Annotated in this window: 12 protein-coding genes; 7 read left to right on the top strand and 5 right to left on the bottom strand. The window is 70.0% G+C overall.

The genetic code is table 11. From position 1 onward, the window contains the following. The first annotated feature begins 26 nt into the window (after positions 1 to 26). The 3 genes from WG922_RS10265 to WG922_RS10255 are packed head-to-tail and all read left to right on the top strand — an operon-like array spanning position 27 to position 5,804. Entirely contained in the window at positions 27 to 1,439 is a 1,413-nt protein-coding gene (locus WG922_RS10265; RefSeq protein ID WP_340282474.1) for an efflux transporter outer membrane subunit, read from the top strand. A 23-nt stretch (positions 1,440 to 1,462) separates the two neighbouring features. After that, positions 1,463 to 2,704 carry an efflux RND transporter periplasmic adaptor subunit gene (locus WG922_RS10260; protein WP_340282472.1) on the top strand — a complete coding sequence of 414 codons (1,242 nt, stop codon included), beginning with the start codon at positions 1,463 to 1,465 and terminating at the stop codon, positions 2,702 to 2,704. Between the two features lie 13 nt (positions 2,705 to 2,717). Then, on the top strand, positions 2,718 to 5,804 hold the full coding sequence (locus WG922_RS10255) for an efflux RND transporter permease subunit (RefSeq protein ID WP_340282637.1): 3,087 nt from the start codon (positions 2,718 to 2,720) through the stop codon (positions 5,802 to 5,804). 22 nt (positions 5,805 to 5,826) lie between these two features. Here the strand turns inward: WG922_RS10255 and WG922_RS10250 are convergent, their stop codons facing one another. The 3 genes from WG922_RS10250 to WG922_RS10240 form a co-directional block, all read right to left on the bottom strand. Then, entirely contained in the window at positions 5,827 to 6,330 is a 504-nt protein-coding gene (locus tag WG922_RS10250; RefSeq protein ID WP_340282470.1) for an adenylyltransferase/cytidyltransferase family protein, read from the bottom strand. After that, positions 6,330 to 7,196, bottom strand: a complete 867-nt coding sequence (locus WG922_RS10245) for a ferritin-like domain-containing protein (protein WP_340282468.1) — start codon at positions 7,194 to 7,196, stop codon at positions 6,330 to 6,332. The genes WG922_RS10250 and WG922_RS10245 overlap by 1 nt, the downstream gene beginning before the upstream one ends. 337 nt (positions 7,197 to 7,533) lie before the next feature. Continuing rightward, complete coding sequence (locus WG922_RS10240; RefSeq protein ID WP_340282467.1) at positions 7,534 to 8,148, bottom strand: glutathione S-transferase family protein; 615 nt, start codon at positions 8,146 to 8,148, stop codon at positions 7,534 to 7,536. Positions 8,149 to 8,259: 111 nt separating this feature from the next. Between WG922_RS10240 and purB the strand changes: the two genes are divergently transcribed. Both purB and WG922_RS10230 read left to right on the top strand, forming a co-directional pair. After that, positions 8,260 to 9,639 (top strand): adenylosuccinate lyase, encoded by a 1,380-nt coding sequence (gene purB / locus WG922_RS10235; protein ID WP_340282466.1) that lies wholly within the window; start codon positions 8,260 to 8,262, stop codon positions 9,637 to 9,639. Positions 9,640 to 9,649: 10 nt separating this feature from the next. Then, entirely contained in the window at positions 9,650 to 10,210 is a 561-nt protein-coding gene (locus WG922_RS10230; protein WP_340282465.1) for a YaeQ family protein, read from the top strand. Positions 10,211 to 10,376: 166 nt separating this feature from the next. On the opposite strand, the gene WG922_RS10225 is transcribed toward WG922_RS10230, so the two are convergent. Then, positions 10,377 to 10,886, bottom strand: coding sequence for a DUF3717 domain-containing protein (locus WG922_RS10225; protein ID WP_340282464.1), 510 nt, complete (start codon positions 10,884 to 10,886; stop codon positions 10,377 to 10,379). Between the two features lie 216 nt (positions 10,887 to 11,102). Between WG922_RS10225 and WG922_RS10220 the strand changes: the two genes are divergently transcribed. Next, positions 11,103 to 11,456, top strand: coding sequence for a phage holin family protein (locus WG922_RS10220; protein WP_340282463.1), 354 nt, complete (start codon positions 11,103 to 11,105; stop codon positions 11,454 to 11,456). On the opposite strand, the gene WG922_RS10215 is transcribed toward WG922_RS10220, so the two are convergent. Next, a complete protein-coding gene (locus WG922_RS10215) occupies positions 11,424 to 12,953 on the bottom strand; it encodes a M48 family metalloprotease (RefSeq protein ID WP_445322813.1) in 1,530 nt (509 codons plus the stop codon). The two genes, WG922_RS10220 and WG922_RS10215, sit on opposite strands and share 33 nt — an antisense overlap. Before the next feature lie 43 nt (positions 12,954 to 12,996). Between WG922_RS10215 and moaC the strand changes: the two genes are divergently transcribed. Next, on the top strand, positions 12,997 to 13,491 hold the full coding sequence (gene moaC, locus WG922_RS10210; RefSeq protein ID WP_340282462.1) for a cyclic pyranopterin monophosphate synthase MoaC: 495 nt from the start codon (positions 12,997 to 12,999) through the stop codon (positions 13,489 to 13,491). Positions 13,492 to 13,506: the final 15 nt, after the last annotated feature.

Raw genomic sequence — 13,506 nt, 5'->3', positions numbered from 1 at the left:
GCTTCTCAACGAGAGGACCATCCCGGATGACGCATCTTCGGTGGGCCGCCGCACTGGCGCTGCCCCTGTGGCTCGGCGCGTGCGCCGTTGCCCGCCCCCCGACAGCGCCCAACCTGCCCGCACCGCTGCAGTGGCAGGCGCCGCTGCCGCACGGCGGGGAAATCGCTTCGCTTCGCGCCTGGTGGCGCCAGTTCAACGATCCGCTGCTTGCCGAACTGGTCGATGCCGGGCAGGAGCAGAGCCCGACCGTGGACGCCGCGCGTGCCCGCATCGCCCAGGCCGCCGCCGCGCGCGCCGCCACCGCCGCGGCGCTGCTGCCCGGCGTGGACGGCGCGGCTTCGGTCACCCGTGGCAACGCCCAGCCGCCGCTGCCGCTGGCCACGACGGCCCAGCTCAACGCGCAGGCAGCCTGGGAGATCGACCTGTTCGGCGCGCGCGCCAACGAAGTCGCGGCGGCCGAAGCGCGGCTGCGCTCGGCGCAGGCCGGCTGGCACGAAGCGCGCATCTCGATCGCGGCGGACACGGCTGCGAGCTACTTTCGCCTGCGGACCTGCCAGTGGCTGCTGGAAGTCACGGGCAACGACGTGCGTTCGCGCACCGAAACGGCCCGGCTCACGCAACTGAGCGCCGAGGCCGGCTTCACGCCCCCGGCCACCGCCGCGCTCGCGCGGGCCACGGCAGCCGAGGGCCGCGCGCGCCTGACCCAGCAGCGCGCCCAGTGCGATCAGGAGCGCAAGACGCTGGTGGCGCTCACCGGGGTGCCCGAGTCGCAGCTGCGCGAGCGGCTGGCCGGCCGCCCTGCGCCCACCCTGGCCGCGCTGTTCGCCATCGAAAGCCTGCCGGCGCAGGTGCTGGCGCAGCGCCCCGATATCTACCAGGCCGAACAGGCGGTTGCCGCCGCAAGTGCCGAGGTGGGCTCGGCACGCGCTGCGCTGTACCCGCGCCTGAGCCTGACCGGTTCGATCGCCGCGGGCGTGGTGCGCGCCTCGGGCACCACCAGCGACGCCCAGACCTGGGCCATCGGTCCACTGGCCATTTCGGTTCCGCTGTTCGATGCGGGGCGGCGCGAGGCCAACGTGCAAGGCGCCATCGGTCGCTACGACGAGGCGGCCGCCGTATATCGCGCGCGGGTGCGGCAGGCCGTGGCCGAAGTGGAGCGGGCGCTGGTCGCCCTGGACAGCGCCCGCGCGCGCGAAGACGAGGCGCGCGCCGCCGTCCAGGACTTCCGCGGCTTCTACCAGGCGACCGAAGCGCGTCAGCGCAACGGACTGGCCAGCCTGGTCGAACTCGAAGACGCCCGACGCGACCTGCTGGCCGCAGAGACCGGCCTCGTTTCCCTCTACGGCGAGCTGCAGGCTGCCTGGACCAGCCTGTACCGCGCGGCCGGCGGCGGCTGGGATCGCGGCGACAGCGCCGCCTCCCTTGCGAGCCGTCCCTGAGCCCCCATCTGGCGACACCTACGATGAAGCACGCGAACTCCCATCTCCTGCGCCTGGCCTGCTTGCTGGCGGCCGCGCTCACCCTCACGGCCTGCAACAGCGGCGCCTCCTCCGATGCTTCCGCCGATGCCGCGGCCGCAAACGGAGGCGGCGCTTCCACGTCGGGCGCGCAGCCCGCACCCAAGCCGGCCCTGACCGTGACGACCGCGTCGCCGCAGCGCAGCACCCTCACGCGCGCGCTGGCGGCCGACGGCAACATCGCCGCCTGGCAGGAGGCGAGCATCGGCGCCGAAACGGGCGGCCAGCGGCTGACCGAGGTGCTGGTCAACGTGGGCGACCGGGTCAAGCGCGGCCAGGTGCTGGCCACCTTCGCCCGCGAGACGGTGAACGCCGAGGCGGCACAGGCGCGCGCCGCACTGGCCGAGGCCGAAGCAGCCGCGGCCGAGGCGCAAGCGAACGCCGAGCGCGCCCGCAAGCTCGACGCCACAGGCGCGCTTTCGGCGTCGCAAATCAACCAGTACCTCACTGCGGCGGAGACCGCGAAGGCCCGGGTGCAGGCCGCACGCGCCGCGCTGGAGGCACGCCAGGTGCGCCAGGGCCAGGCGCAGGTGGTGGCCCCGGACGACGGCATCATCTCGGCGCGCACGGCGACCGTCGGCGCCGTGGTGGGCAGCGGCACCGAGCTGTTTCGCATCATTCGCCAGAGCCGGCTGGAGTGGCGGGCCGCCGTCACCTCCGACGAGCTCGCGCAGCTGCGCCCGGGCACCCCGGCCGAAGTGACCGCCGCCAGCGGCGCCCGGCTCGAAGGACGGGTGCGCACCATCGGCCCCACCGTCGATCCGCAGACCCGCCAGGCGCTGGTCTACGTCGATGTGAAACCGGTGGCCGGTGCCGAGCGCTACGCGCTGCCGGGCATGTTCGCGCGCGGCGAGTTCCTCCTTGGCAGCGCGCCCGCGCTCACCGTGCCCCAAGGCGCCGTGGTGGTGCGCGACGGCTTCAGCTACGTGATGCGGCTGGACGCCGACAACCGCGTCGAGCAGGTGCGCGTGCAGACCGGTCGCATGGTCGAGGACCGCGTCGAGATCCGAGAGGGGCTTGCGCCGGAGGACCGCATCGTCGCGTCCGGCGCCAGCTTCCTGAGCGACGGGGACCTGGTGCGCGTGGCCGAAGACCCGGCGGCTGCCGGCCCGGCATCCGCCGTCGCTCCGAACGGCCCGCCCGCGCGCGCCGCCGCCGCCGCCGCCGCCGCCGCCAGCGTCAAGTGAGCCGCGCAGCATGATGAACGTCTCCTCCTGGTCGATCCGCAATCCGATTGCGGCGACCATGCTGTTCGTGATGCTCACCTTCGGGGGCATGCTGTCCTTCAATGCCATGAAGGTGCAGAACTTCCCCGACATCGACCTGCCCACGGTGAGCGTCACCGCGGCCCTGCCCGGCGCGTCGCCGGCGCAGATGGAAACCGACGTCGCCCGCAAGATCGAGAACAGCCTGGCGACGGTGCAAGGACTCAAGCACATCTACACCAAGGTGCAGGACGGCGTCGCCACCGTCACGGCCGAATTCCGCCTGGAAAAGCCCACGCAGGAAGCGGTGGACGACGTGCGCTCGGCGGTGTCGGCGATCCGCGCCGACCTGCCCTCCGACCTGCGCGATCCGGTGGTCAGCAAGCTGAACCTGGCAGGCCAGCCCGTGCTTGCCTATGCCATCGCGTCCTCGCGCATGGACGCCGAGGCGCTGTCCTGGTTCGTGGACAACGACGTCGCCCGCAAGCTGCTGACCGTCAAGGGCGTCGGTGCGGTCACGCGCGTCGGCGGGGTCACGCGCGAAGTGCAGGTGGCGCTCGATCCGCAGCGCCTGCAGGCCCTGGGCGTCACGGCCGCCGACATCTCGCGCCAGCTGCGCCAGATGCAGCTTGAGGTGGCGGGCGGGCGCACCGAACTCGGCAGCGGCGAGCAGCCGGTGCGTACGCTGGCCACGGTGCGCACGGCCGAAGAGATCGCGCAGATCCAGGTGCCGCTGGCGGGCGGGCGCTCGGTGCGCATCGGCGACGTGGCGCGTGTCTCGGACACGCACGCCGAGCCGCGTTCGGCCGCCCTCCTCGACGGCAAGCCGGTGGTCGGCTTCGAGGTGGCGCGCAGCAAGGGCGAGAGCGAAGTCGAGGTTGGCGCCGGCGTGCGCCAGGCGCTCGCGGAACTCCAGGCGGCGCGCCCCGACCTCGAGCTCACGCAGGCCTTCGACTTCGTCACGCCGGTCCAGCAGGAGTACGACGCTTCGATCAAGCTGCTGTACGAAGGCGCCATCCTCGCGGTGGTGGTGGTGTGGCTGTTCCTGCGCGACTGGCGCGCCACCTTCGTGTCGGCGGTGGCGCTGCCTATGTCGGTGATCCCGGCCTTTCTGGGCATGTACCTCCTGGGCTTTTCCATCAACGTGGTGACGCTGCTCGCCCTGTCGCTGGTGGTGGGCATCCTGGTCGATGACGCGATCGTGGAGGTGGAGAACATCGTGCGGCACCTGCGCATGGGCAAGACGCCCTACCAGGCGGCCATGGAAGCGGCCGACGAGATCGGGCTGGCGGTGGTCGCCACCACCTTCACGCTGATCGCGGTGTTCCTGCCCACGGCCTTCATGAGCGGCGTCGCCGGCAAGTTCTTCAAGCAGTTCGGCTGGACCGCGTCGCTCGCGGTGTTCGCCTCGCTGGTGGTCGCGCGCGTGCTCACGCCCATGATGGCCGCCTACCTGCTCAAGCCCATCGTCGGGCAGGAGAAGGACGCGCGCTGGATGCGCGCGTACATGGTGGCGGCCAGGTGGTGCATGCGCCACCGCATCAGCACCATGGTGTTGGCCACGCTGTTCTTCTTCGGCTCGGTGGCGCTGATCCCGCTGCTGCCTACCGGCTTCATCCCGCCGGACGATAACTCGCAGACCCAGGTCTACCTCGAGCTGCCGCCGGGCTCGACGCTGGCCCGGACGCGCGACGCCGCTGAACACGCCCGGCGGCTGATCACGCAGGTGCCGCATGTGCAGACCGTCTACACCACCATCGGCGGCGGCAGCGCGGGCGGCGATCCGTTCAGTCCCACGTCGGCCGAGGTGCGCAAGGCGACGCTGACGGTGCTGCTGGCCGAGCGCAGCGAGCGCCCGCGCAAGCAGCCCATCGAAAACCAGATTCGCCGTGCGCTGGAGCCGCTGCCCGGCGTGCGCAGCAAGGTCGGCCTGGGCGGCTCGGGAGAGAAGTACGTGCTGGTGCTGACCGGCGAGGATCCGCAGGCCCTGGCCACCGCGGCGCGCGCGGTGGAGCGCGACCTGCGCACCATCCCCGGCCTGGGCAGCGTCGCCTCCACTGCCAGCCTGGTGCGCCCCGAGATCGCGGTGCGCCCGAACTTCGCGCGTGCGGCCGACCTGGGCGTCACCAGCGCCGCCATCGGCGAGACCCTGCGCATCGCCACCGTGGGCGACTACGACGCCGCACTGCCCAAGCTGAACCTGTCGCAGCGGCAGATTCCCGTGGTGGTGAAGCTGGCGGATGCGGCGCAGCAGGACCTGTCCACGCTGCAGCGGCTGCGCGTGCCGGGCGCACGCGGTCCGGTGATGCTGGGCGAAATTGCCACCATCGAGATGGCGGGTGGCCCCGCGGTGATCGACCGCTACGACCGCTCGCGCAACATCAACTTCGAGGTGGAGCTGTCCGGGCTGCCGCTTGGAGATGTCAAGACCGCGGTGGAGCGGCTGCCCTCGATCCGCAACCTTCCGGCGGGGGTGCGGGTGGTGGAGATCGGCGACGCCGAGGTGATGGGCGAGCTGTTCGCGAGCTTCGGCCTGGCCATGCTCACCGGCGTGCTGTGCATCTACATCGTGCTGGTGCTGCTGTTCAAGGACCTGCTGCACCCGGTCACCATCCTCGCGGCGCTGCCGCTGTCGCTGGGCGGCGCCTTCGTCGGGCTGCTGCTGGCGGGCTCGAGCTTCTCGATGCCGTCGCTGATCGGGTTGATCATGCTGATGGGGATCGCCACCAAGAACTCGATCCTGCTGGTGGAGTACGCCATCGTCGCGCGGCGCGATCACGGCATGAGCCGCCTCGAGGCGCTGCTCGACGCCTGCCACAAGCGGGCGCGGCCGATCATCATGACGACCATCGCGATGAGCGCGGGCATGCTGCCGATCGCGGTGGGCTGGGGTGCGGCCGACCCGAGCTTCCGCTCGCCGATGGCGATCGCGGTGATCGGGGGGCTGATGACCTCGACGGTGCTGAGCCTGCTGGTGATTCCGGTGGTGTTCACCTACGTGGACGACGTCGAGCACCTGCTGCGCCGCGGTTTCGGCTGGCTGCGCGGGCGTCGCACCGCGACATCCGACGCCCGCGCCTGAACCGGCGCGCGGTCGCCCTGCTTCAACGCGTGCGGATGCGCTGCACGAAAGAGGTGGTCGAGTACCCGTCGAGGAAGGGCAGCGCCAGAGCGCGGCCTCCCCAGCCTTCGATTGCACGCGTCTCGGCCAGGGTGCGCATGTCGTAGTCGCCGCCCTTGACATAAAGGTCCGGCCGCAACTCGCACAACAGCTGCACGGGAGTGTCCTCGTCGAACCAGGTCACGAGGTCCACCGAAGCCAGGGCCGCCACCATGATGGCGCGGTCCTCCAGTGCATTAAGCGGGCGGTCGGGGCCCTTGCCGAGGCGCCGCGCCGAGGCGTCCGTGTTGAGGGCGAGCACCAGGCTGGCGCCGAGCGCCCGCGCCTGCGCAAGGTAGGTGACATGGCCGCGGTGCAGCACGTCGAAAACCCCGTTGGTGAACACCACGGGCCGCGGCAGGCGGGACGCCGCGGCGGCAGCGTCCTCCCGCGCCACGATCTTGTCCAGGAAATCGGCGGCGGCAGATGCGCCGCCGGAACCAGCCATCACGCGAGGCCGGAGACGGCCTGCGGGGACTGCTGGGGCAAGGAGGCGATGAGCTCCTTGCGATAGCGATTGAGCTCCTGCACGCTCGTGAAGCTGCGGTCCATGAGCAGGCTCATGTTGTGCAGAATGCGCTCGACCACCTTGTTCTCCCACTGCAGGTCGAAATCGATCTGCTTGTCGAGCCAGTGTTCCAGCCACTCGGGGTTGGGCAGGCGGCTCTGGATGGTGTCGCGCGGGAACAGGTTCTTGTTGACGTGCAGGTTGGTGGGGTGCAGGGCCTGCGCGGTGCGCCGCGCGCTGGCCATCAGCACGCCGATCTTGGCGAAGGCGGCCTTGGCTTCGTCGCCGAACTTGTTGACGGCGCGGCGCATGTAGCGCAGGTAGGCGCCGCCGTGCCGCGCCTCGTCCTGGCTCAGGGTCTGGTAGATGTGCTTGATGACGGGCTCGGTGTGCCACTCGCTGGCGCGGCGATACCAGTGGTTCAGCCGGATCTCGCCGCAGAAGTGCAGCATCAGCGTCTCGAGCGCGGGGGCGGGCTCGAACTCGAAGCGGATCTCGTGCAGTTCCTCCTCGGTGGGCACCAGCTCCGGGCGGAAACGCTTGAGGTACTCCATCAGCACCAGCGAGTGCTTCTGCTCCTCGAAAAACCAGATCGACATGAACGCGGAAAAGTCGCTGTCGTCACGGTTGTCGCGAAGGAACATCTCGGTGGCCGGCAGCGCCGCCCACTCGGTGATCGCGTTCATCTTGATGGTGGTGGCCTGCTCGTCCGACAGGCGGCTCGCGTCGAAGGCATGCCAGGGAATGTCTTTGTCCATGTCCCAACGGACAGATTCGAGCTGCTTGAAGAGTTCTGGGTAGAGCATGTGGGGTTCCGAATGACTGCCCGAATTTTAAGCGTCGCCCCCGCGGCCGTGGGCTGGCAAGGACATGCGAGCCCCGGCCCACCGCGCAATCGCGCGGTCACAAAGTCTTACTGCGCGTCAGATACGCACCAGGGAACCCGCGCGCGGCGCGGGTGTCCATCGGCCTTGAGGGCAGGGACAAGAGACACCTCCAGTTCCTGCTGCGGAGCCTTCCGGGCGCGACAGCCCCGGATGCAATCCTGGGGCGACTCTTCTCCTCCTCCCTCCCTCCCTCCTTCGTTCCAGGGCGCTTCGCGGCTTTTTTATTTGTCGGTCTGCGCGTGGCCCCGGTGCCTGTTCAGTCGGGCTTGCTGTCGATGAAGCTGGGACGCTGCATCAGCTTTTCGAACAGCTTGGCGAGGTTGGGGTGCGCGCCGCGCCAGTCGATCTGCGGGAAGCGGAAGTCGAGGTAGCCGAGCGCGCAGCCCACCGCAATATCGGCGAGCGTGAGGTGAATACCGGCGCAATAGGGCTTGTCGGCCAGGCCCTGCGACATGGCACGCAGGCTGGTGTGCGTCTTGTCGATCTGGCGGTCGATCCATGCCTGGCTGCGCTCGCCCTCCTTGCGGTGGACCCAGTGGTTTTCCAGCCGCGCCAGGATGAGGGCGTCGAGCACCCCGTCGGCCAGTGCTTCCCAGGTCTTGACCTCGGCGCGCTCGCGTCCGACCACGGGGATGAGCTTGCCCACCGGCGAGAGCGTGTCCAGGTACTCCACGATCACGCGCGAGTCGAACAGCGCCTCGCCGCCCTCCATGACGAGGCACGGCACCTTGCCCAGCGGGTTGGACTGGGCGATGGTGGTGTCGGCGGCCCACACGTCTTCCAGCACCAGTTGGTAGTCCAGCTTCTTCTCGGCCATCACGATGCGCACCTTGCGCACGTAGGGGCTGGAAATGGCACCGAGCAGTTTCATGGGAGGGGACGCGTGTTGAGGGGGGAGCGGCGATTCTAGTGCCGCGCCTGCGCCGCTTCGGCCTGCCGCGCGACGCCCGGGCCGCTCGACACCCCCACCTACAATTCGCGCATGACGCTTTCCACCATCGCCGCCCTCTCGCCGCTGGATGGCCGCTACGCGGCACGCCTGGCGCCGCTGCGGCCCTTGATGAGCGAGCAGGGATACATGCACCGGAGGGTGCAGGTCGAGGTCTGCTGGCTGATCGCGCTGTCCGACGCCGGCTTCGAGGAATTCAAGCCGCTGTCGCCCGGAGCGCGCACCTACCTGCTCGGGCTCGTGAAGGGTTTTTCCGAGGCCGACGCGCTGGCGATCAAGGAGATCGAGAAGACCACCAACCACGACGTGAAGGCCGTGGAGTACTGGATCAAGTCCAAGTTCGAGGCGCGCCCCGAGCTGCGCGCCTGTGCCGAGTTCGTGCACTTCGCCTGCACCAGCGAAGACATCAACAACACCAGCCACGCGCTGCAGCTGAAGGCCGCGCGCGACCAGGTGATCCTGCCGGCGCTGGACGCACTGGTAGCGCGCCTGCGCACCATGGCGCACGCCTACGCCGACGTGCCCATGCTCAGTCGCACGCACGGCCAGACCGCCAGCCCCACGACCGTGGGCAAGGAGATCGCCAACGTGGTGGTCCGCCTGGCGCACGCGCGCGAGCGCATCGCCGAGGTGCGGCTCATGGGGAAGATGAACGGCGCCGTGGGCAACTACAACGCGCACCTTTCGGCGTGGCCCGACTTCGACTGGGAAGCGTTCAGCCGCAAGGTGGTCGAGACGCCCGAGCCGCTCGGGCTGGGCCTGACTTTCCAGCCCTACAGCATCCAGATCGAGCCGCACGACTACATGGCCGAGCTGTTCGACGCCGTGGCACGCGCCAACACCATCCTGGTGGACTGGTCGCGCGACGTATGGGGCTACATCAGCCTGGGCTATTTCAAGCAGCGGCTGCGCGAGGGCGAGATCGGCTCGTCCACCATGCCGCACAAGGTCAACCCCATCGATTTCGAGAACGCCGAAGGCAACCTCGGTCTGGCGAACGCGCTGCTGCGGCACCTGTCGGAGAAGCTGCCGGTGTCTCGCTGGCAGCGCGACCTGACCGATTCCACCGTGCTGCGCAACATGGGCGTCGCGCTCGGCTACGCGGCTCTCGCCTACCACTCACTGGGCATCGGCCTGGCAAAACTCGAGCTCAACGAGGAGGCGCTGGCGGCCGACCTGGAGCAGGCCTGGGAAGTGCTCGCCGAGCCGATCCAGACGGTGATGCGGCGCTACGGCGTCGCGGGTGCCTACGAGAAGCTCAAGGAAGTGACCCGGGGCAAGCGCGTCGAGGCGGCCGCCCTGCAGGCGCTGATCCGCTCGCTGGAGATTCCTGCGCACGAGAAGGACCGGCTGCTCGCGCTCACCCCCGCCGCCTACGTCGGCAAGGCCGCCGACCTGGCGCGCCGCGCCTGAAGCGGCTGTCGTGGCGCTCAAATCCACCATCTTCAAGGCCAGCGTGCAGCTGGCCGACATCGACCACGGCTACTACGCCGACCACGCGCTGACGCTGGCGCGCCATCCGAGCGAGACCGACGAACGCATGATGGTGCGCCTGGCGGCCCTGGCGCTCAACGCGCACGAGCTGCAGGCGAGCTGCAACGGCGACGGCCAGCTCGCCTTCGGCGCCGGGCTGTCCGACCCGGACGACCCGGACGTCTGGCTGCGCGATTTCACCGGCCGCACCCGCCTGTGGATCGAGGTCGGCCAACCCGAGGACCGGCCGATCGCCAAGGCCTGCGGCAAGGCCGACCGGGTGCGCGTCTATGTCTTCGCCCATGCGGCGCCGATCTGGTGGCGCGGCATCGAAGGCAAGCTGTCGCGGCTATCCAACCTGGAAGTGTTCTGTTTTCCGGCGGCTGCCAGCCAGCAGCTGGCGAGCCTTGCCGCGCGCTCGATGCAACTGCAGGCGACGGTGCAGGAAGGCGTGCTGAGCGTCGGCGACGGCCGCAACAGCGTCGATATCGAGCCGGTGCGCTGGAAGTGAGGTCGCGGGCAGCGCTGCCTGCTGCCTGCTGCCTGCTGCCTGCTGCCTGCTGCCTGCTGCCTGCTGCCTGCTGCCTGCTGCCTGCTGCCTGCTGCCTGCTGCCTGCTCCCTGCTCCCTGCGCCTTGCGCCTTGCGCCTTGCGCCTCAGAAAGCTACCGGGCGGTGTTCAACTTTTCGGCGAGCCTTGCGACGGTGCTTCTTTCGCGGCCGCGTCTTTCGCCGCGTCGTTTTTCACCTCATCGTCCCTCGCCGCCCCGCTCGCCGCGGCTACGTCTTCGCGCGCCCGCTCCTTGTAGCGGTTGAAGCGCCACGCGTCGCCCTGCAGCGTGATGCGCCGCCAGGTCTGGCGCTTTTCCCCCGGTGACATCTCGGGCCAGCGCTGCACCTCCTCGAAGCTGCGCCCGCAGCCCTTGCAGTCGGCGTCGCCCTGGCTGGTGGAGCAGATCGCGATGCAGGGCGTGTCGGGCGTGGTGTCGTACCACGCCTTCCAGGCGGCGTAGGCGGCGGCGGGGAAGCCCTGCTCGGCCGCTTCCTCTTCGTGGTGGAACACCATCAGCGCGTACACCTCGGCCAGCGCGCGCAACTCGGGTGCCAGGGTTACGCCGTCGGGAGAGGGCTTCTTCTCGCGCCAGTAGTTGATGGCGGCCTCGATGTCGGTGATGTGGATGGCGGCCATGGCTGCGGGGGTGGGAGGCGGATGATAGCGCCGGGGGGAAGCGGCACCGACGGCCGGAGAGACCAGCCTTCGAGCGTGCTCGGGGACGGAAGAAGGAGTGCCCGCGAGAGTCCGAGGAGCGTCGCCATCGGACCGCAGGAAACGCACGGCGTCGCGGACCGGAAGTGCACCGAAATCCGACTGGAGACCCATAGGCCCGATGCTATTCTTCCGCGCATGAAGCTCCTCGCCAAATGGCTGCTCAGTGCGATCGCGCTGTTGTTCGTCGCGAACATCTATACCGGCGTGCAGGTTCCGAACTTCACCTCCGCACTGATAGCGGCCTTCGTGATCGGGCTGCTGAACATGGTGGTGCGGCCGGTGCTGGTGGTGCTCACGCTGCCGGTCACGCTGGTCACGCTGGGGCTGTTCCTGTTCGTCATCAACGCACTCATGTTCTGGGCGGCCTCGGGCCTGCTCGACGCCTTCCAGGTGCGCGGCTTCGGCGCGGCCTTGCTCGGTTCGCTGATCTACTCGCTATTGGGCGTGGTCATCGATTCAGCGCTCGAGCGCCTGTTCGCGAAGAAGTGATTCCACCTGCCGCGTGCGGGTGTCGATGATGGACGCCTCGATGTGGTCGTGCGTCGCGCCGCCGCGGCGCGCGAGTTCCTGGGCCGCGCGCAGCCGGTCCAGCGCGGCCTGGTAATCGAGCCAGGCGACCTGCGCTTCCGCTTCGGCGCGCACCGCGCGCAGTGTCTGTCCCTGGGCCTGGCGCAGGCCGGCCAGCGCCTGCCAGGCGGCACCGTCTTCAGGGTGCTGCGTCACCCAGGTCTGCAGCGCCTGCGCCGCCTCGTCGATGCGTCCGGTGCGCAAGGCCGTCTGCGCCCCCAGCAGCAGCTCGGGTCGGTTTCCCGCGGCGCTGCCGCCGGCGCCCAGCAGGTCCGCCGCGCGCGCCGGCTGGCCAGCGAGCAAGGCGAGTTCGGCGGTAAGCAGCCGCGCCGCGCGCGCCGCCGCGGCATCGGTCTTCACGAGCGGTGCCAGGCGCTCGGCGATGGCGGTTGCCGCTGCGGCGTCGCCCAGCCTGCCGGCGGCGAGCGCGCCTGCGTAGGCCAGCGCCGCCCGGCGTTCCGGCGGGGTGCCGTCGGCGACCGCGCCGGCATCGCGCACGATCGCTGCGAGCGCATCGGCCCGCGGCGCCGACAACACCCGCGCGCGCGCGGCCATGAGCTGGTGTTCGAGATCGGGCCCGGCGCCAGCGCTGCGCCCCCCGAGCACCTGGCGCGCCTGCATCTCCGCGATGCGTTCGGTGGTGAGCGGGTGGGTGCGCAGATAGGAGGAGGCGCTGTCCTCGTTCAGGCGAGCGTTCTGCTGCAGCTTCTCGAACATGCCGACGAAACCCTGCGGCGCAAAGCCGGCCTGGGTCAGGATGCCGACGCCGACGCGGTCGGCCTCGCGCTCCATGTCGCGCGAGAAGTTCAGCTGGTTGGCGGTGGCCAGCGCCTGCCCGCCTGTGACGACGGCCTTGCTCGCCTCGGGGTTCTTGCTGGCCGCGAGAGCCCCCAGGATCATCGCGCCGATCATCCACGGCGCCTGCCGCTTTTCACGCGTCATGAGCCGCGAGATGTGGCGCTGCGTGACGTGACTGAGTTCGTGCGCCAGCACCGACGCCAGCTCGTCGCGGGTTCCGCTCGCGGCGACCAGCCCCAGGTGCAGGCCGAGCCAGCCGCCCGGCAGTGCGAAGGCGTTGATGCTGCGGTCCTTTCCGAGCAGCACGCGCCATGCGAAGCGCTCGTCGAGCTCCGCGCTCAGATCGCCCCGCTTGCGCGCCGCGGCCAGCAGCGGCTGCCAGATGCTGGCGACGTATTCGGCAAGCATCGGGTCGTCGAGGTAGTCGGGGTCGCGAAACAGCTCGCGCGCGATGCGGTCGCCGATGCGGCGCTCGGCGCCCACCGCGAGCTCGCCGGCGTCGCCCAGGCTCGGCAGTTGAGCGGCCACCGGCGCGGCCGTGAGCGGCAGGCACAGGGCCAGCGTCAAGGCGAGGGACCGGCTCCAGCCGCCTCGTATCATCGAACGATTCAATCCGGACATTCCACGCATCATCCACGCATCATCCACGCATCATCCACGCATCATGAGTGCACTGACGCATTTTGACGCCCAAGGGCAGGCCCACATGGTGGATGTATCGGCCAAGTCGCCCACGCACCGCGTCGCACGGGCACAAGGTTGTATCCGCATGCAAGCGCAGACCCTGGCGCTGGTCATCGCCGGCACCAGCAAGAAGGGAGACGTGCTCGGCGTGGCGCGCATCGCCGGCATCCAGGCCTCCAAGCGCACGAGCGAGCTGATCCCGCTGTGCCACCCGGTTCCGCTCACCCGCGTCGCCGTCGATTTCGACATCGACGAAGCGGGCAGCCAGGTGCGCTGCACCGCCACCGCCGAGACCGTGGGCGTAACCGGCGTCGAGATGGAGGCGCTGACGGCGGTGCAGGTCGCCTTGCTCACGATCTACGACATGTGCAAGGCAGTGGACCGGGGGATGACCATCGAGGGCGTGCGGCTGCTCGAGAAGCGTGGCGGCAAGAGCGGCACCTGGCACGCGGACGCGCAGACGGACGCGGGCTGAAACCTTGTCGTTGCG

It is taken from the genome of Ramlibacter sp. AN1015, from assembly GCF_037726105.1.
In the GTDB taxonomy this organism is placed as follows: Bacteria; Pseudomonadota; Gammaproteobacteria; order Burkholderiales; family Burkholderiaceae_C; genus Ramlibacter.
Note: the sequence above shows the minus strand (reverse complement) of the source record. Positions and strands in the feature narration are given on the sequence as shown.

Excerpts from the sequence above, each read along its gene's own strand:
- purB (WP_340282466.1), top strand. The coding sequence starts at position 8,260 with ATGACGCTTTCCACCATCGCCGCCCTCTCGCCGCTGGATGGCCGCTAC.
- WG922_RS10220 (WP_340282463.1), top strand. The coding sequence starts at position 11,103 with ATGAAGCTCCTCGCCAAATGGCTGCTCAGTGCGATCGCGCTGTTGTTC.
- WG922_RS10250 (WP_340282470.1), bottom strand. The coding sequence starts at position 6,330 with ATGGCTGGTTCCGGCGGCGCATCTGCCGCCGCCGATTTCCTGGACAAG.
- WG922_RS10225 (WP_340282464.1), bottom strand. The coding sequence starts at position 10,886 with ATGGCCGCCATCCACATCACCGACATCGAGGCCGCCATCAACTACTGG.
- WG922_RS10245 (WP_340282468.1), bottom strand. The coding sequence starts at position 7,196 with ATGCTCTACCCAGAACTCTTCAAGCAGCTCGAATCTGTCCGTTGGGAC.
- WG922_RS10265 (WP_340282474.1), top strand. The coding sequence starts at position 27 with ATGACGCATCTTCGGTGGGCCGCCGCACTGGCGCTGCCCCTGTGGCTC.
- WG922_RS10215 (WP_445322813.1), bottom strand. The coding sequence starts at position 12,953 with ATGTCCGGATTGAATCGTTCGATGATACGAGGCGGCTGGAGCCGGTCC.
- WG922_RS10260 (WP_340282472.1), top strand. The coding sequence starts at position 1,463 with ATGAAGCACGCGAACTCCCATCTCCTGCGCCTGGCCTGCTTGCTGGCG.
- WG922_RS10255 (WP_340282637.1), top strand. The coding sequence starts at position 2,718 with ATGAACGTCTCCTCCTGGTCGATCCGCAATCCGATTGCGGCGACCATG.
- WG922_RS10240 (WP_340282467.1), bottom strand. The coding sequence starts at position 8,148 with ATGAAACTGCTCGGTGCCATTTCCAGCCCCTACGTGCGCAAGGTGCGC.
- moaC (WP_340282462.1), top strand. The coding sequence starts at position 12,997 with ATGAGTGCACTGACGCATTTTGACGCCCAAGGGCAGGCCCACATGGTG.